Annotated in this window: 17 protein-coding genes and 1 pseudogene; 12 read left to right on the top strand and 6 right to left on the bottom strand. The window is 46.6% G+C overall.

The genetic code is table 11. The features are described 5' to 3' along the window. Positions 1 to 114: 114 nt before the first annotated feature. Positions 115 to 1515, top strand: coding sequence for a hypothetical protein (locus ACQ661_RS06180; protein WP_431667949.1), 1401 nt, complete (start codon positions 115 to 117; stop codon positions 1513 to 1515). Positions 1516 to 1644: 129 nt separating this feature from the next. Here ACQ661_RS06180 and ACQ661_RS06175 read toward each other — a convergent pair whose 3' ends face one another. After that, the gene (locus ACQ661_RS06175) at positions 1645 to 2517 is read right to left on the bottom strand and encodes an acyl-CoA thioester hydrolase/BAAT C-terminal domain-containing protein (protein WP_313932692.1); all 873 of its coding nucleotides are present in this window, start codon (positions 2515 to 2517) and stop codon (positions 1645 to 1647) included. A 495-nt stretch (positions 2518 to 3012) separates the two neighbouring features. Between ACQ661_RS06175 and ACQ661_RS06170 the strand changes: the two are divergent. Together ACQ661_RS06170 and fic are read left to right on the top strand one after the other, a co-directional pair. Beyond that, positions 3013 to 3943 (top strand): annotated as a pseudogene (locus tag ACQ661_RS06170) (IS256 family transposase). Positions 3944 to 4341: 398 nt separating this feature from the next. Further along, positions 4342 to 5424 (top strand): protein adenylyltransferase Fic, encoded by a 1083-nt coding sequence (fic, locus tag ACQ661_RS06165; RefSeq protein WP_313932693.1) that lies wholly within the window; start codon positions 4342 to 4344, stop codon positions 5422 to 5424. Between the two features lie 64 nt (positions 5425 to 5488). On the opposite strand, the gene ACQ661_RS06160 is transcribed toward fic, so the two are convergent. After that, positions 5489 to 5995: a YecA family protein gene (locus ACQ661_RS06160; protein ID WP_313932694.1), complete on the bottom strand. Its 507-nt coding sequence runs from the start codon at positions 5993 to 5995 to the stop codon at positions 5489 to 5491. Between the two features lie 332 nt (positions 5996 to 6327). Between ACQ661_RS06160 and ACQ661_RS06155 the strand changes: the two genes are divergently transcribed. Continuing rightward, positions 6328 to 7101 (top strand): type IV toxin-antitoxin system AbiEi family antitoxin domain-containing protein, encoded by a 774-nt coding sequence (locus ACQ661_RS06155; RefSeq protein WP_313932695.1) that lies wholly within the window; start codon positions 6328 to 6330, stop codon positions 7099 to 7101. Between the two features lie 6 nt (positions 7102 to 7107). Further along, positions 7108 to 8034 carry a nucleotidyl transferase AbiEii/AbiGii toxin family protein gene (locus tag ACQ661_RS06150; protein WP_313932696.1) on the top strand — a complete coding sequence of 309 codons (927 nt, stop codon included), beginning with the start codon at positions 7108 to 7110 and terminating at the stop codon, positions 8032 to 8034. Between the two features lie 532 nt (positions 8035 to 8566). On the opposite strand, the gene ACQ661_RS06145 is transcribed toward ACQ661_RS06150, so the two are convergent. Continuing rightward, positions 8567 to 11182, bottom strand: coding sequence for a TonB-dependent receptor (locus tag ACQ661_RS06145; protein ID WP_313932697.1), 2616 nt, complete (start codon positions 11180 to 11182; stop codon positions 8567 to 8569). 153 nt (positions 11183 to 11335) lie between these two features. Then, positions 11336 to 11437, bottom strand: a complete 102-nt coding sequence (locus ACQ661_RS06140) for a DUF2891 domain-containing protein (RefSeq protein ID WP_258306660.1) — start codon at positions 11435 to 11437, stop codon at positions 11336 to 11338. On the opposite strand from ACQ661_RS06140, the gene ACQ661_RS06135 reads away from it, so the two are divergent. Continuing rightward, entirely contained in the window at positions 11436 to 11570 is a 135-nt protein-coding gene (locus ACQ661_RS06135; RefSeq protein ID WP_313932698.1) for a hypothetical protein, read from the top strand. The two genes, ACQ661_RS06140 and ACQ661_RS06135, sit on opposite strands and share 2 nt — an antisense overlap. Before the next feature lie 93 nt (positions 11571 to 11663). Continuing rightward, positions 11664 to 13184: a catalase gene (locus ACQ661_RS06130; RefSeq protein ID WP_313932699.1), complete on the top strand. Its 1521-nt coding sequence runs from the start codon at positions 11664 to 11666 to the stop codon at positions 13182 to 13184. Between the two features lie 54 nt (positions 13185 to 13238). Here the strand turns inward: ACQ661_RS06130 and ACQ661_RS06125 are convergent, their stop codons facing one another. Further along, positions 13239 to 13841, bottom strand: coding sequence for a nitroreductase family protein (locus ACQ661_RS06125; protein WP_153827275.1), 603 nt, complete (start codon positions 13839 to 13841; stop codon positions 13239 to 13241). A 730-nt stretch (positions 13842 to 14571) separates the two neighbouring features. On the opposite strand from ACQ661_RS06125, the gene ACQ661_RS06120 reads away from it, so the two are divergent. The 5 genes from ACQ661_RS06120 to ACQ661_RS06100 are packed head-to-tail and all read left to right on the top strand — an operon-like array spanning position 14572 to position 17818. Then, positions 14572 to 14922: an ArsR/SmtB family transcription factor gene (locus ACQ661_RS06120; protein ID WP_313932700.1), complete on the top strand. Its 351-nt coding sequence runs from the start codon at positions 14572 to 14574 to the stop codon at positions 14920 to 14922. After that, a complete protein-coding gene (arsH, locus tag ACQ661_RS06115) occupies positions 14919 to 15635 on the top strand; it encodes an arsenical resistance protein ArsH (RefSeq protein ID WP_313932701.1) in 717 nt (238 codons plus the stop codon). Before ACQ661_RS06120 ends, arsH begins: the two co-directional genes overlap by 4 nt. A 49-nt stretch (positions 15636 to 15684) precedes the next feature. Beyond that, positions 15685 to 16707, top strand: coding sequence for an ACR3 family arsenite efflux transporter (arsB, locus tag ACQ661_RS06110; protein WP_110076892.1), 1023 nt, complete (start codon positions 15685 to 15687; stop codon positions 16705 to 16707). Positions 16708 to 16714: 7 nt separating this feature from the next. Beyond that, complete coding sequence (gene arsC / locus ACQ661_RS06105) at positions 16715 to 17149, top strand: arsenate reductase (glutaredoxin) (protein ID WP_092593989.1); 435 nt, start codon at positions 16715 to 16717, stop codon at positions 17147 to 17149. 3 nt (positions 17150 to 17152) lie between these two features. Continuing rightward, a complete protein-coding gene (locus ACQ661_RS06100; protein WP_431667948.1) occupies positions 17153 to 17818 on the top strand; it encodes an NADPH-dependent FMN reductase in 666 nt (221 codons plus the stop codon). Positions 17819 to 17820: 2 nt separating this feature from the next. On the opposite strand, the gene ACQ661_RS06095 is transcribed toward ACQ661_RS06100, so the two are convergent. Beyond that, positions 17821 to 18168 carry a DUF3024 domain-containing protein gene (locus tag ACQ661_RS06095; protein ID WP_313932703.1) on the bottom strand — a complete coding sequence of 116 codons (348 nt, stop codon included), beginning with the start codon at positions 18166 to 18168 and terminating at the stop codon, positions 17821 to 17823. Between the last annotated feature and the right edge of the window lie 240 nt (positions 18169 to 18408).

Here is an 18408-nt window from a genome sequence, read left to right as displayed (position 1 = left end):
TTTTGACGTGTCGCTATTTTTAGTGGTAAAGATGCTTAGTAGCAACGCATCGGATTAATTTTTTGGTTGAGCGGAACTCCTCCGCCATTCCACTTGAAGCAGAAAAGGAACATCATGCTCACTCACTTTCTATTCGCGGTGACCGTATCGCTCGCGCCTGTAGCAGAACACGACGCTGGACAGCACAACGAAACGCAAAAGGAATTGCTTCAGTTCGCGACAACGACACAAGAATCACATCGTCACTTTGCCTCGGTTTGGCCAGGTTTTTGGGCCGAGAACACGCCATTTATTGTCTATAACCATGAGGGTCAAGCCGTTTTATATACGACAAAGGAGCCTATACCTGGTGAGCAAAAATTAGCAGCTAATTACTATTACTACTCCGAACGTTTACCGAATTTAACCGACTTCCCTTTCGATATTAACTACCCTCTACCAAACAACCAGGTCGCTACCGCTGTTCGCGTAGGTAGCGGGGATGACGCCACTGACCGCCGTGACACCCTTTTACATGAAGCTTTTCATGGTTATCAGAGAGCCGAGTTTGCAGACGTTGGTCGCTCTGAATTCCTTGACCCTAAACACCTTGATGAAGCTGAAATTCGCGCCATGCTTCAGTTGCAGTTCGCTCTTGCAAAACAAGCACATGAAAGCCGCGAGGAGGAGGATATCCGCGATTGGCTAACCGTTCGAGTGGCGTTAAGCGAAGTCATCGCCTCGGAAGTCTCAGTCTATCTCGGTGACGTAGAACGCTATGAAGGAACTGCGCATTGGGTGGGTATTCAAGCAAGTTCAGCAGAACATTACCGCGATAATCTCAACAACTTTTCCAACAATTTCCCAGAACTCTTTGATACCACCTTTGCAATCCGCTCTTCTGCCTATGTCACCGGAGCGCTTTTGATAGATCTTGTTAGTGACTTCTCTGATTCAGACAACAACTGGCGCGACGCAATCGAACAGGGCAAAACGCCATACGAGTTAGCCGTGCAGATATTTGGTATTTCGACCGAAGAAGCAATTGCGCGATTTAATGACGTCATCGCGCAGCATGGCTTCTCTGACTATATGGCTCGCGCGCAAACGACTAAATCTGACCTCGTTACGGTAGCGGATATTGAAGCCTCGTACCCGTATCGGTTAGATATCACCCTGAGTGTGGTCATAAATGACGGTCGTGCAGAGCTCCCTATGTCTTTTTTTGGCGGTGACAAGGGCTTTCATCAACTTGAGGAGAATTTGCTGTTCCTGCCAAATGCAGAAACGTTCCAATTAACCATGCCGGACAGCATGATTGATGTTCGCAACGCACCAGTACTTGCCGACATGCGTAAACTGGGGGAGCGCGAAGTGACATACAGCTTCTGGAGTCAATCACCCATAATCACCATTGATGCTTTAGAAAGCATGAACGATTTAAAGCTGCAATTTGGTCAATCTATTATTCAGTCACCGGCGGGTTGGACCTTAGACTCAACCTCAACGAATGAACACCTTCGGATTACTTTCTAGCCTATGTCAGGTGATGATAGGTACAAGTACTCTTCACTTAATTATTTCATAAGAAACGTCATTAATTGGGATGCATAATTCATCTTAAACCACCTAACAAAACGACTTGGTCTTTATTAATGTGGCGGCTTATTCGATTTTCTCCCGTAATCTGGATGTATCGCTTGAATAACGAAAACCCTGGTCAAGTCCCAGCATCATTTCCAATTCTACGTTTGTTGCGCCACCGGCAATAATTTCTTCAACCTCTTGCCGGGTTCGTTCGGGGTCCACACTTTTATCATCTGCCGACTGCATGACGAGCACAGGCGCGTCGATTTCTCTAAGTGGTTGGAGCAAGTCTCGCGCTAGAGCATCCTTCCAGAACGCATAACCGTGACCGCTCACTTCAACCGGAAACGGCTCATCACTATTCTTTATTTGTTTTACGAATTGCCGGAAGCCGGTCAGAACCTCATCAAGGTGCTCCGTCGGAACGGTCTGTTGGATGCTAAACTCCACGTCATGTTGGAAGCTGGATGAGCATGAATTTAACGCGAGCACTGCATGGAAGTTTGAGATTTGTGAAGCGACGCCGATGGCAATGGAGCCGCCTTCGCTGCCGCCTGCTAAGGTAATTTCACGATAGGAAGACCTCAAAGCCTCAATGAGTTGAACTCCATCGTTAATTCGTTGTGCCATTGTATCGTACTGAAGATAGTCAGCGGGGCAGTCATCCCGTTCGCCGGAAGCGTAAGCTAAGCTGTCGTCGATACCGTATTTCTCTATGGTTAGTAGCGCCGAATCTGTATCGAATGCTTCCCATATCGTATTGACCGATTTCATATGGCGGACACTGTTACAGTCAGAACCTTGGAATATAACCAACAAGTTTTCGGCGTCAGCATTATCCAAATAATAACGGATTTCAGTTCCATCCTCGCGGTAATACCGCTCATTAGCGGCGGCTGCAGGAGCGCTTAAAAACGTTAAAACGACGAGCAGTAAATAGGCTTTCATCATGTCATAACTTGTATCTTTTGAATTCAGTTAGTGGCGAGCGGACAATAAAAGTTCCCACACGAGTGCCTAGAGGGGCCATGCGGTCTAAATGTAAGTTAGTTTTAATTGCCTTCGATAATTATTCTATCACATAGAACCAGGTACTTTCTGAACTGTCATTTTTAGGGTTAAAGGAGGCTTAAATCAGTATCTGGGCCGGTAAAGTTGGGTGTTTTTCTGGCTAAATGTCCATTTTGGCATAGTAAAATGTGGCAAGTTTTGCAGCGTTTTGATTTGTTACGTGGGGCAATAGGCTTGCTATCTGGCTAAATGGCCTCGTTGAAATCGCTCTGCAGGCCACGTCATACCTAATAGCACCGGTTTTTGGAGTTTACCCCGATTTAATCCAGTTTCGTGGGGGTACCCTCCGGAGGCAGAGGTCACAGGTTCGACTCCTGTCGGGTGCGCCATATAACAGGAATATCAAAGCGATAGTGTCCGCTAACTAAATGTTTTATGGGACCACATTGGGACCAGTTTATCGATCAGCTGCTTGATGGCTGTGATTCCCCAGAAGACATCTTAGGCGAAGCCGGCCTACTCAAACAGCTTACCAAGAAGGTGGCAGTGCGGGTGCTAGAGGCTGAAATGGAAGCTCATTTAGGCTACGCACCAAATGACTCAGCCGGCAACAACAGCGACAACTCTCGCAACGGCAAAACTAAGAAAACGGTTCGCAGCACCAACGGTGATGTCGAAGTTTCACCCGCGTTCATTTCTCAGGTGATCAATGCGGTGATGGATGAAGTCAAAGCCTGGCAGCACAGGAAAGCTATACCCTGTAGTTTATTTGGACTGTCTGGTGGTTCGCAGTCGTGATTCTGGCGTTGTGCAGAACGAGCTCAAAAACCGCGGCGTCGATGACATATTCATTGCCTGTTGCGATGGCCTCAAAGGCTTCCCGGAAGCGATTGAGACGGTTTACCCGAAAACTCAAGTGCAACTGTGTATCGTACATCAAATTCGTCACTCGCTGCGGTACGTAAACTAGAAACAGCGCAAGACTATTGCCGCTGATTTAAAACTCATTTATGGCGCGGCCACTCGCGCTGAAGCGGAGCAAGCGTTGGAAGACTTCGCTGTAAAATGGGACGCTGAGCATCCCACCATCAGCCGCTCATGGCGCGCGAACAGGGAGCGTTTAAGCGTGTTTTTCGACTACCCAGTCGAGATACGCAAAGCTATCTATACCACCAATGCGATTGAGTCGCTGAACGCGTCACTGCGAAAAATCACCAAAACTCGCCGTTCGTTCCCGAATGATGAAGCGGTCATGAAAGTGTTGTACTTGGCCTTGCATCAGGCTTCAAAAAAGTGGACGATGCCCATACGCAACTGGAAACCGGCCATGGCGCAGTTCGAGATTATGTACCAGGATCGGATTTAACAGTGCAACTAGCCATTTACACAAAATCTTTTACAGTCTCACCTTTGCAGAAACAATGCTGCAAATAACTACTGCAATAACACCACCAATGATCCCACTTAAAACACCAGAATCCATTTTTCCTCTCTCATTTATTTTACTTATTGTGGGGGATTATCCCCCCACATTACACATGCATTGATAAAGTGATTAGTTGTAATATTCAAGGTCATTTTAAATAGGAAATCCAGCTCCACTCCTGTGATACCCATCATCACCTACATATTCTGTACATACTTGAGAAACCCACCATGTCGATAAAGCAATAAATAATCGACAAATAAACTTGTCGTGTCGATAGAATCGACATACACTGCAACTAACATCACAGTGTGTCTAAATTTTCAAGGAATTTAAAGATGACGTGGCGAGCTGACCAACCCTATAACGATTTGCCGGTGTTACCGCCAAAATTAGAGCTCATCGAAACGCGCGATGTATTGAAAGCATGCATCTCTGCTCGCGCTGCGCTTGCCGAATTGAAACAAGCTGGCGCGCTACTCCCTAATCAAAGTATGCTGATCAATTTGCTTCCTCTGTTAGAAGCTAAAGACAGTTCGAAGATTGAAAATATTGTCACCACAACCGATCAGCTATTTCGATATGCACAACAAGACAGCGGTGCTGATCAAGCAACCAAAGAAGCGCTTCGTTATCGCACAGCACTTTATCAAGGCTTCATGCAGTTAGAGCACAAACCTCTATGTACCACAACAGCCATTGAAGTGTGTAGTACGTTGAAGACTACGGCGATGGAATTACGGAAGCTACCTGGCACCATTATTGGTAATCACACCACAAATGAAGTGGTTTATACACCACCGGTTGGCGAACAGGTTATTCGCGATTTACTCAGTAACTGGGAGCAGTTTCTGCACAGTACCGATACTATCGATCCGCTGATAAAAATGGCGGTGAGCCACTATCAGTTTGAAGCCATTCACCCTTTCTATGATGGCAATGGCCGTACTGGCAGAATTCTAAATGTCCTCTATTTGATTGAGCAGAAGCTTTTGACACTGCCGATATTGTACCTTAGCCGTTACATTGTTGCGCACAAGCAAGATTACTACCGATTACTGAATCAAGTAACTCAGAAACAAAACTGGGAAGACTGGCTGGTATTCATGTTGCGTGGTGTTGAGCAAACGTCGCTTTGGACTTGTGAGAAGATCGCTGCTATTCGAGCGTTAATGGAGCAGACTACAAACAGGATTCGCGAGCAGTTACCGAAAATATACAGCTATGAGCTTGTTCAAGTGATTTTTGAGCAGCCTTATTGTCGAATTAGTAATTTAGTGGAACGCGAAATAGCCAAGCGTCAAACCGCTTCGGTTTACCTTAAACAGCTCGTTGAAATTGGCATATTAGAAGAGACAACTTCAGGTAAGGAGAAGCTATTTGTGAATCCTCGCCTGATGAAACTCATGACATCAGCTTAAACCGCTGTTATGCGCAGCTGGAACGAACTCCACCTGATGGTTGAGTGCTTAAACTTATAAACTTTCAAACCGAAACGTTTGCACCGGCGAACTCGCTTATGCTGATATGTGTTAGGTAATCGGACGTGGGCAGTTCAGACCAAAATTCAGTGGCTTGCTTCACAATAAACGTTGGTAAATTCCCTTTCGATGTAGCTTTAAACTTACCACCGTTTTCCATAGCTACATTAATTATTAGCTCTAAGTAACGCACAACCGGACAATGGCTGAATACAGTCGGCGTCTCAACCGTACGCCCTTGCAACTGATTCATTGGCGCGTAAAGCCAATTCTGCATCAGGTTGGGTGAAAGACCACAGAAATCGTCGACAGGTTTATTATTCCGATCATTCATCATTCGCTCAGCCACTAAGTTAAGCTCATCGAGGGAAAGATTGGGGATCATGGCTAACGTTTGCTCTAGCTCGTCGTAAATTTCATTATGCTGCTTGCCTACAGCGTCTATACAGCATTTTTTGAAATTCTTACCGCTGCCACAAAAGCATGGATCATTTCTACCGATTCTGGCCATGTGATATTTGCGCATCAGGAAAACTTGAGTGCCAGTCTAACAAACATTCGGTACTTTGGAGAACATCTTTGAGTTACAGGTCTTTTGGAATAAGGTCTGTAGTGTATATACCCCGCGAAAGCATACAGCTAAATGAGCACTATTTATGTCGGCTGCACTATTTATGTCGGCTGCACGATGTTATTGAGCTCAATCAGTTTGAAAAGCAACAAATATACGTTGTTTATCGACGTGTTTAGCTTTATTGTCAAACCAAATTAGTTTGATTAATGTCGAGTTCACGTCAATAATTAACGTATATAACTAATATTGTGAACCTAAAAGAGCATCACATGCTAAATCACGAAGCAGGAAAAACGCTAAAACAAAAACTTCCGCTTGGTATGGTCGCAACGAAACGTTGGCTACAAGAGCAGGGGTTAAGTTTGCATTACATCGACAATGCCGTTCGAAGAGGAGCCTTAGTCGTAGCCGTTCCCGGTGTTTATTATCGAGATGAAGCCCGCCCGACTTGGCAGGGCGTGGTCGCTTCACTGCAACAAATGGCTAAGCTGCCTGTTCATGTCGGTGGGTTGAGTGCGTTAGCGGTAAACGGCGTAAGCCATTTCGTAAATAAACGTGGTAATCCTGTAATTAACTTATACTCTCCCGGTAAGCTCCCTGCATGGGTTAATAAGATAGATGTGGGAGCTACTTTTGCATGGCATGGCACGAAGCGCCTGTGGCCTGAGTCATTACTGCTTGATCAAAGTGTGTTTCGTCATTATGAATGGGCAAAAGGCTTGCCGGAAATAACGTATTCATGTGTTGAAAAAGCTTATCTGGAAATAATTAATGAGGTGCCTAAGCATGTAAGTTTTGAGCATGCTGATGCGCTGCTTGAGGGGTTACATAACTTATCCCCCCGGAAGTTAGATACGCTGCTAAAGAACTGTCTTAATGTAAAAGTGAAACGGTTATTCTTTTGGCTAGCGGAGCGCAATCAACAGCCCTGGTTTAAATACTTGAAGTCAGAGGATTACGATTTAGGAGCAGGTAAGAGAGTCGTAGCGGTAAATGGTCGCCTAGAAAACAAATGGCAAATTACGGTTCCCAAGGAGATGTAAATTATCATGGATAGAAATAGTATTTATTATCGCCAGGTTCAGTTGCTTATGCAGGTGCTACCATTTGTTGCTGCTCATGACTGTTTTGCGCTCAAAGGCGGTACAGCGATTAACCTATTTGTCAGAGATTTTCCAAGGTTGTCCGTTGATATTGACCTCGTCTTTTTACCTATGATGGATCGGGATGAGGCACTTCAAACAATCACAAGTCACCTAGAGCAAATAGCGGGAAACCTCACAGCAAAGCTGCAAGATGTTACTGTCATACGCTCATTTGAAGTTAAAAAGGACGCGCTCCGTTTATTGGTGGAGCGTGATGTTGGCGGTAGAAAGGTTCAGATAAAAATAGAGCTGTCACCTGTTCTTCGAGGAACGGTCTACGAATCAACCGCTTTGAGTGTTACTGAAGCGATTGAAAATGAATTCGGGTTCGCGGAAATTTCAGTGGTCAGTTTTGCCGACCTCTATGCTGGTAAAATTTGCGCCGCTCTCGATCGGCAACATCCTAGGGACTTGTTTGACGTCAAACTACTCTTGGATAATGAAGGCCTCACGGATGATATACGTAAAGCGTTAATTGTTTATACGCTCAGCCACCCGCGCCCTATTTCAGAATTATTACGACCTAAATTTAAAGATATTACCGGCCTCTATGAAGGGGAGTTTAAGTCGATGGCGGACAATGATATCCCATTAGCCGAGCTTGTGGCTGCGCGCGAGGAAATTGTAGAGCGCATGCATGCGGCATTTACTGACGAGGAGAGGTCCTTTCTTTTGACGTTTAAGTCACGCAAACCGGATTGGTCATTACTCGGACTTGCCAATGTTCAGCAGTTGCCTGCTGTTCGTTGGAAACTGAATAACCTTGAAAAAATGAGTGAGGAAAGGCATCGGCTAGCTTATAACAAACTTAAGGAAGCTCTTTCATCTTGAGCCCCTCGTACCGAAGGCTGGTTTTAAAGTTCTCGATATTTGGAACAAAGCGCTCTCGTTTGTTGCCATGAGTTTTTGTGGTTTTCATTACCATGTCCCTCATATTGAAATGATTAAATCATAGGCTACTCTACGTACCCAAAGTCCAGTTTAAAGGTGGAATTTTTTCCACCTAAAAACTCAGGTTTTTCGGAAGGTTCAAAATTTTTTGTCGCGAGGCAAAGGTCAAAAATTGAAATTTCAGAGTCGGTATCCTGTGACCAATTTTGTCATTAAACGGTCTCAAAAGTGTCGATTTCGACGCAAAATTAAAAGCCACAACACCGCTTAACCCCTTGCCACGCCTAGCTTTAACGATTTACCACCGAACCCGTGACTGCCCTCCGGAGGCAGAGGTCACAGGTTCGACTCCTGTCGGGTGCGCCACATAACAGGACTATCAAAGCGATAGTTTTTTTACTAAATAATTGACCGCGTAAGCTTAGAGAGATCTATCAACTCAATCGACTCAGATCTAGCTCGTCAATTGTGCTTAAAATTGATAGCTCACAGCTACATCAATGGAGCGGCCGCGCGCATTGTACTGAGTGATATCGTAAAAGTACGCGCCTGCTGCTGGGTCAAAGGGCGGCTGACGATCGGCTAGATTTTGTACGGTGACGCTGACCACTGTGTCCTGCCATCCCGCGTAACTGACTTTGGTATTCAATGCGGTATAGCTACTGACTTCTGGCCGCAGCCCTGGATTACTCGATGCAGTCGCAACGCGCTGTTGGTAGCTATGGGTGTAATCAGCACTGAGTGCGAGCGTCCAATGGTTCCGCTGCCACTTGGCCACGGTACGCCCTTGCCAACTTGGCAGTGCACCGAACTGGTTACTACCAGCACCATCAATCGGCGTTACACCGACCACTAATGCTTGCTCGTAATCTAGCAAATGCGACCAATTCGAGACAATTTCAGCTGCTCCACCAAAGGCTGCAAAGCGATAGCTTAAGTCCACGTCGATGCCAGATACTGTGCGCGTTCCTTGGTTGGCATATTGATTGGTAATGATCTGCAAGCGCCCTGCCTCATCGCGTTGCACACGATCCGCAAACGCTGCCTCATTGTTGATAATGTACTGGGCATTGTCTGGCGAAATAATGTCGTCTTGTTCAATTTTGAAGTAATCAATGGCGGCACTGAACGCGCGCGTCGGTGACCAGACGGCGCCAAAATTAACGTTGGTTGAACGCTCTGCCTCTAAATCAGCATTGCCGCTGCGCAATTGCGTAAAACCGCGGCGCACGCCCGGTTCAACCGGATCATTTGGGTCAATGACAGAACCATAACTAATGGTGTTACTTTGTGAGATTTCTGGCAATCCCGGAGCGCGGAAGCCGCGTGACCATGAACCACGGAACAACCATGCGTCATTGAGTAAGTAGTAGGCCGATACTTTTGGCGAAACCGCACTACCAAAATCATCGTAGGAATCTGCGCGCACGGCAGTATTCACATTCAGTCCGGCAGCTAAAGGAAGATCAAGTTCGACATAACCGGCAATCACTTCGCGTTCGCCATTTATCAAGTTAATCGCCGGGCGTAATTCGGTACCAGACAAGACCTCTTCAGATGTGCCAGCATCCATTTGCTCGTTCCGCCAATCAATTCCGGTAGCAAACCCTACGTCGCCATGTGGCCAATACGCCAAGACGCGAGAGGCCGTCAGGTTAGCCGATTGCAGTTGATAAAACCCTGGACGGCGAGTTGCGATGCGCAGCGCAGCAATCGACTCCGCACTATTTTCACCACCAAAGAAATCGTACTCACCACTGGCTAAATAGTCTTCGAACGTGTAACGATTGACAAAATTACTTGCGTATTCACGCTGACGACTCTGCGACTGCAAGACGTTCAAATTAACATCCCAAACATTTCCAGAGTAGCGAGCACCAACTAAGAAGCGGTTAAAGATCTGATGATTGGACTTCAATCGCGCACCGACATCAAAAAAGGTATGTTCAAACGGCAATGGCGCGTCGGTGGGGTTGTCAGGGTGACCCACTGGCAGCTCTACCGGAATATTCACTAAAGTGCCCGTTGCGCGGTCGTAGGCACGTAAACCTGCGCCGACGCTAAGTGGCGCACCAAAGGTGTGACTGGACTTGTTATCGCTGTAGAGAACTTCACCGACCAATTCAAGCTCACTGTTGACCAAATACGTACTTTGCACCGACAGTTGCCGACGGCTCACTTCGGGTTGCAAGGTATTGTAGGGCTGCGCATTAAACGCACAAACTTGACCGTCACGATTAGGCGTGAAATCACTCCAGTCGCGTAGCTCTGATTCACCGGGACACTCGGCAAACGGCCGTGGTTGCTGCGGATCATCCAAATAGTTGCCACCTTGGGTAGACCACCCCGCAAGACGCCCACCCGGTTGATCACGAAAATCGCCGCTACGCGTCAGCTCGCGTTCACTGGCATTCAGCTCGTCACGCTCCAACGCATCCAGACTCAGGGTGATGTTGTAACCATCAGCATTGAGCGAACCGAAACCCGTCACGATCCCCGCGCTGTATTGATTCAAGCCGCCTTCTGTGGCTGTCCCTGCCGAAGCAGAAACTTGTGTGCCCTGATGATCGCGCCGCAAAATAATGTTGACCACGCCAGCTATCGCGTCGGAACCATAAGCGGCTGAGGCGCCGTCTTTGAGTACTTCAATACGCGCCACGGCGCTGAGTGGCAAGGCGTTCAAATCGACAAAGGTATCTTGCGTACCCAACGCAAAGCCATAGTTTGACACCCGTTGACCATTCACCAATAACAAGGTGTTTTTGGGGCTCAACCCACGTAAGGCAATCGACGCTGAGCCAGCCGAAAAACTACTGGTAAATTGCTCGTCGTAGCTATTGCCTGTATTGACCGTTAAATCACGTAACACATCCGTTAACGTAACTTTTCCGCTTAATGCGATATCTTCCGCCGACACCACTTGCAACGGTGTAGCATCCTCATTGTGGGTACGGCGAATGTGCGAACCCGTGACCTGAATACGCTCAACTTTGGCTTCATTCTGATTTGCTAAAGACAGTGGAGATGCTGCTGCAGCAGCGACGCCTACAATCGACACAGCTAGGTAGGACGTAAAACTCTTAGACATTGAAAACCTCTTCTTTAGTGAATTGCGACAACATTATTAGACGTTTAGGCGTTTGGACGTCTAAATGTACATTAGCTTTTCAACTAAAGAAACCCCTTTTAATAATTTTTGTGATTAACAAATAGGGGAACAACGACGAGGCATTTTTGTGCCTCACGGTTGTAATGCCGCTTGGTTCAGCGCTTGAATCGCAAAGCTACCCAACCAATGCCCGCCTTCATAGCTATCGCCAATCAGGTTCGGGTACGAAATCATGGCACGCCTATATAGCAGTGCTATTGATGAGCAGTTGCCAGCTTCGGCACTGAAGCAGCACGCTCATTTGCGTATTTTGGTCGATGCCGAGGCAGCGGAACTTTTACCGACGCACATCAAACAAGTCGTGTAATTGAGGCGGAATTCCTACTAATTATCACAATAATGTGCTAATTCTTAACGATGCAGTTGTTGCATTGTAACCTCAACATGAAGGAGTCATGGAATGAGTGATAAAAAGTGTCCATTTGATCCTACGCCGTTAACTACCAATGCGGGTGCTCCGGTTCCGGATAACCAAAATAGCTTAACGGCTGGGCAGCGTGGTCCGTTATTAACGCAGGATCTATGGTTGAATGAAAAGTTGGCCAACTTCGTTCGCGAAGTTATTCCAGAGCGTCGGATGCACGCTAAAGGCTCGGGTGCATTTGGCACTTTTACGGTCACCAATGACATCACCAAGTACACTTGCGCAAAAATTTTTAGTGAAGTGGGCAATAAAACGGAGATGTTTGTTCGCTTTAGTACTGTCGCAGGAGAACGCGGGGCAGCAGATGCCGAGCGTGATATTCGTGGCTTCGCGATGAAGTTTTACACCGAAGAAGGGAACTGGGATTTGGTCGGGAACAACACCCCAGTGTTCTTTTTGCGCGACCCGTTAAAGTTTCCTGATTTAAACAAAGCAGTGAAGCGTGACCCACGTACTAACTTGCGTTCCGCAACCAATAACTGGGATTTCTGGACCTTGCTACCTGAGTCTTTCCACCAGGTAACTATTGTTATGAGTGACCGCGGTATTCCAGCTTCCTACCGTCACATGCATGGCTTTGGTTCGCACACCTACAGCTTCTGGAACGAGCAGGGCGAACGCTACTGGGTGAAATTCCACCTGCGTACGCAGCAAGGTATTAAAAACCTGACCGACGCAGATGCAGCAGCGGTAGTTGCGCAAGATCGTGAAAGTCATCAGCGTGATTTGTACGAAGCCATTGAGCGGGGTGACTTCCCGAAATGGAAGATGTACGTACAAGTTATGCCTGAGCAAGATGCGGAAAAAGTGCCTTATCATCCGTTTGACCTTACCAAAGTGTGGCCCAAAGGCGATTATCCACTGATTGAAGTCGGTGAGTTCGAGCTTAATCGTAACCCTGAGAACTACTTCGCTGATGTGGAGCAGGCAGCGTTCGCACCGAGTAACGTAGTACGTGGTATTGGTGTGTCACCGGATAAAATGCTGCAAGCGCGTCTGGTCAACTATGCTGACGCACAACGTTATCGGGTTGGGGTTAACCATTATCAAATCCCGGTTAACCAAGCGCAGTGCCCAGTTCATAGTAACGCGCGTGATGGCCAAGGGCGAGTGGATCAAAACTATGGTGGGCGTCCGCATTATGAGCCGAACAGCTTTGCGCAATGGCAGGAACAACCGAAGTACCATGAACCACCATTACGGATTAACGGCGATGGAGCACGGTATAACTTCCGTAAAGACGACGATGACTACTTCAGTCAACCACGCGCCTTGTTTAATTTAATGAGCGATGCACAAAAACAAGCGCTCTTTCAGAACACTGCGGCAGCAATGGGTGATGCGGAGAATTTCATCAAGTATCGTCATATTCGCTTGTGTCATCATTGTCACCCTGACTATGCCGAAGGGGTTGCCAATGCATTAGGATTAACGGTTGCCGATGCGCTACAAGCACGCGACACTGATCCGGCCAAGCATTTGGAAAGCTGCTTCTAAGAAAAAACCCCCAGTAGCTATGGGCTACTGGGGGTTGTGCGCTGTGATAAATGCTTAAGAAAAAATCAGGAAACGTTCATCATCGTTCATGAATTCTTTGGTGCCAAACTCGCCTTCATTTGAACCGAAAGGCATTTGTGCGCGTAAGACCCATGACGCTGGGATACTCCATTCTTTTGCGGCTGCTTCATCGACGACTGGGTTGTAGTGTTGCAAGCTCGCACCAACATTTGCTTCTGCTAATGCAGTCCACACCGCGAACTGTGCGATAGCAGTTGAATGTTCAGACCAAACTGGAAAGTTATCTGCGTAAAGTGGGAATTGCTCTTGTAAGCCTTTGACCACGTTTTGGTCTTCGTAGAACAGCACCGTACCCACACCCGCTGCAAATGATTTCAATTTATTTTCGGTCGCACTAAATGCCTCAGCTGGCACCAATGGGCGCAACGCTTCTTTGGTCAATTCCCAAAACTTGTCACTTTGCTCACCGAACAGAATCACCGCACGTGAGCTTTGTGAGTTGAATGAAGAAGGCGCTTGACGCACAGCTTCTTTAATCAATTGTGTTAATTGCTCTTGGCTAAGTTCAACGTTCTTGCCTAAAACATATTGGCTTCTACGCTTCGTAAATAACTTAATGGCTGAATTATCAATCATGTAAAACCCCTTTTCGTAATACATCGCCTGCGTGGCTGATGCTTCTTTAGTATTGCTTAGGATCTTAAAGCAATTACGAAAATGGTACTAGATAGTAAATTATCAACCCAACGTTCCATTTTTGGGATGCCTGAAAAGTACCGCTAATACCGTGACAAATTCTGTGTCTTTTTTGTTTACTGCGTGCTTATTCGTATTACATTATCATATGTTTACATTATTGTTATCTTCGAGAGGGATTACTTATTCCATAGTATGATTTTAGTTATAGCTGGATAGGCCGTTAATGCACAACTCTTCTGAGTTAACCAAATTGCTAATAGCATTAGATGAAAATATACCCATCGGGCTCGTTATTCTCGCGCAAGATTTAACCATTGCACACGTCAATGGCTATATAAAATCCCAACTGGGTGCGACGACCAAAACATTGCAAGGCACGCATTTCAACGACGTATTTACGCTGATCAGTAACGCCAATAGCAGCTGCTTTGCTTTAGCTTAAAAGAAATTCTACGAGTAATCTGTATTATTTTACGGGGTAGTTACAGTACCCAATAATTTAAATTTTTAAACAGTTAGGAGTAGATTGATGTTCAACCAAAGAAACAAGCATGCGACTTCGAGTTGCCGCCCTTCGTGCACATGACTTTTAGAACCATACTGATGGTTGAATACTAAACCAACACATGCAATAATCTATATATGTTAATTTGTGAATGTGTTACGTATGGATATTATTAAGTTTTATAAATGCCTCTCTGATATCAATCGGCTGACCTGCCTTTGCCTAATACATGAGGCGGGAGAGGCTTGCGTTTGCGAAATCACAGACGCGCTTCGCGTTGACCAACCAAAAGCATCCCAGTACTTAGGGCAGTTGCGAAAGTGTGGGCTCGTTACAAGTGAGCGTCGGGGGAAATGGATGTACTACCAATTGTCGCCTGAGCTTCCGAATTGGGCCCGTGCCGTCATTAAATCGACGCTCGACAACAACAGAACTGAGTTTCAGCGAGCTTTTATTGATTTTAAACAATGCCAAATATCTTCTGACACAGCGGTAAATGGACAGAGCCAATGAACGAGCAACTAGATACGCCAAATTTAAACGCTGAACGAATTCAGACACCGATTCGGCCCAACTTTTCAGCATCCGCATCTGTGCATCCACCGCGTATCCTCTTGTTATATGGCTCGCTTCGGAAACGTTCGTTCAGCTGTTTAGTGATTGAGGAGAGCGCTCGACTGTTGACCCTCATGGGAGCCGAGGTGCGAATTTTTAACCCTGAAGGGTTACCCCAGCCGGACACGGAAGACGAGAAGCACCCAAAGGTACAAGAGCTGCGTGACCTGATGACCTGGTCTGAAGGTCAGGTTTGGTGCTCACCCGAGCGGCATGGCGCCATGACTGGCATCTTTAAAACCCAGTTGGACTGGGTGCCATTGAGCATAGGAAGTGTCCGCCCAACGCAGGGGAAAACCCTTGCGGTTATGCAGGTTTGTGGTGGTTCCCAGTCGTTCAATGTTGTGAATCAGCTGCGCGTGCTAGGCCGCTGGATGCGCATGTTCACCATTCCGAATCAATCATCGGTCGCCAAAGCTTATCTTGAGTTTGACGACAATGATCGTATGAAACCTTCACCCTATTACAATCGCATCGTCGATGTTTTAGAGGAATTGATGAAGTTCACGCTCCTGTTGCGCGATAACCAGTCACTGCTTGTTGACCGGTATTCTGAGCGTGTTGAAAGTGCCGATGCGTTAAGCCAGCGCGTAAATCTGCGTTCAATTTAAGGAGTTGGTAATGACTAAAGCTTTGCAAACACCGTCTGCGTCCGAGGGCATGGGTTTATTTGAACGCTACTTATCGTTATGGGTGGCACTGGCCATTGTTGCTGGCGTGCTAATCGGGCAGTTTGCTCCAACTATTCCCGAAACACTTTCACGGTTTGAATATGCTCAGGTGTCGATTCCTGTTGCGATTTTAATTTGGGCCATGATTTTCCCGATGATGTTGCAAATTGACTTTACCTCAATCAAAAATGTGCGCCGGCAACCCAAAGGTCTTGTCATCACCACCACAGTAAACTGGCTAATTAAGCCGTTCACCATGTTCGCGATTGCCTGGTTCTTCTTCATGGTGGTGTTTGAACCTTTTCTAGCCACTGAAACTGCAAGCCAATATTTGGCGGGTGCCATTTTGTTAGGTGCAGCGCCCTGTACAGCTATGGTATTCGTTTGGAGTTATCTCACGCGGGGTGACGCTGCTTACACCTTGGTTCAGGTTGCGATTAATGACCTCATCATGCTGGTGGCTTTTGCGCCTATTGTGGTGCTGTTGCTTGGTGTTTCTAATATTCAAGTACCCTGGGACACGGTTATTTTGTCGGTCGTGCTTTATATCGTGATTCCATTGGCGGCAGCGGTTTTCGTGCGACAGGTGTTGATTATACGTCGAGGTAATCAGTGGTTTAAAAACGTTTTTATGAAGCGCATTTCTCGCGTTACACCTATAGGATTAATTGCGACCTTAGTGTTGCTGTTTGCATTTCAGGGTGATGTGATTATTGCCAACCCGTTGCATATCCTGTTGATTGCGATCCCGTTAATCATTCAAACCTTCCTGATTTTCTTTATCGCCTACGGCTGGGCGAAAAAATGGAAAGTTCCGCATAATGTTGCAGCGCCTGCCGGCATGATTGGTGCCAGCAATTTCTTCGAGCTAGCGGTCGCGGTAGCGATTGCGCTGTTTGGCTTACAATCCGGTGCGGCGTTAGCCACTGTGGTTGGTGTTTTGGTGGAAGTGCCGCTGATGCTGGCCCTTGTTCGAATCGCGAATAAAACACGCCACCACTTTCAGAGTTGAGGTTACCATGATCGTTATTCACCACAATCCCGATTGCGGCACATCCAGAAATGTGTTGCAGATTATCAAGGATGCAGGTTACTCACCCATTGTGGTCGACTACTTGCACGAAGGATGGAGCAAACCTCAGCTTTTGGCGCTATTTGCGGCCGCTGACTTAACGCCGCGACAAGCTTTGCGGGTGACTAAGTCGCCAGCAGAAGCGCTTGGCTTACTTGATGAAAACGTTGGTGACGACGAGCTAGTGTCCGCAATGCTTAAACATCCGATACTAGTGAATCGCCCCATCGTTTGCACCCCGAAAGGCGTTAAGCTTTGCCGACCCAGTGAAGCGGTGCTAACACTACTCGATGAGTGGCCTCCTGGGCCCTATTTTAAAGAAGATGGTGAGCAAATATTAGATAGCGAAGGCAACCTTATGAAACACAATGCAAATGGATAAATTATGAAATTACTTATTTTTCTTGGCAGTGTTCGACAAAGTACCCCACCAAAACCAGCGCGACTGGGCGAGCGAGTGGCTTTAGCTTGTCAGCGTGTGTTACAAGCAAACTTTCCAGACATGAACGTTGAGATTATTGACCCGCTGGATATTGAACTCGATCCGGTTTTTAAACCGCACTTTGCGTATTCAAGTCAATCTGCCCCAGAGCAATTAAGCCAGCTTGCAGATAAAATCGAAACAGCCGATGCTTATGTAACGGTCAGCCCTGAATATAATCATTCTATGAGCCCAGCATTAGCGAATCTTCTTAATCACTTTGGTGCTTCGTTATTTTCTTACAAACCCAGTGCGATCGTGACCTATTCAGCGGGTCAATGGGGCGGCGCAAGAGCATCAGTTAGTATGAGAGCCTTTTTAAGCGAGCTCGGCTGCTTACCGGTTTCGGCCATGCTTCATTTTCCGAAAGCTCAAGAGGTATTTGATGAAAGTGGCGATTATCTCGAATCTGTTAGCGATGCAGACCGTTGGGATAGTTACTTCAATCGTACTTTTTTGCAGTTGCGTTGGTGGTGTGAGGCAAGCCTCAAACAACGTGACGCACAGGATCCTCATCAGCTCATCAGTGATTTTAAGCAAGCACCCAGTCAGCGTAATGCACCAGATTAAGGTCAACCAAAAAAACAAGCGTGCTGGTCATCAGTCACAAGTTTTAAAAACTCACGAAGTTGCTTAACCTTAGGCACTGGCTCGTATGCATGCCACTTTAAGTCAGCACGCTGCCAATAGACTTTCCAGCAGTTTTGCGTTTTCACAAAGGTTGTTTTTGCTACCGGCAGTTCCATGGTTTCAGTAGGATTTTGCCATTGCGGTCTGATCTCGAAAATCTCAATACTCTGATTTTCAATTCGGTAACCAAGGTCAAGCTCTGGTCGTATGTGCACCGGCGGTCTTCGTATCGTCATGAACGCTTCAAGTTCTTTCTCACATTTCTTAATTTCGAATTCACTGAGTGCCATGGCAGATCACCTAAAGCGGGAAAAAGGAGCAGGATTTTAACCAAAAACACCCGATTTATACAGGAAGTTCAGCAGCCGATAGTCTGGCTAAATGGCCTCGTTAAAATATCGCTAAGCCCCCTATAGGACGTGGCCTGCACGGCTGGTACCTTCTCTCACCATTTAACGTCAGCCAGTCGCTATTTACTCCGGAGGCAGAGGTCTCGGGTGCGCCATCAAAGAATTTCAGAGCCGTCTGTC

The sequence above is a fragment of the Pseudidiomarina sp. WS423 genome (genome assembly GCF_050750165.1).
Classification (GTDB): domain Bacteria; phylum Pseudomonadota; class Gammaproteobacteria; order Enterobacterales; family Alteromonadaceae; genus Pseudidiomarina; species Pseudidiomarina fusca.
Note: the sequence above shows the minus strand (reverse complement) of the source record. Positions and strands in the feature narration are given on the sequence as shown.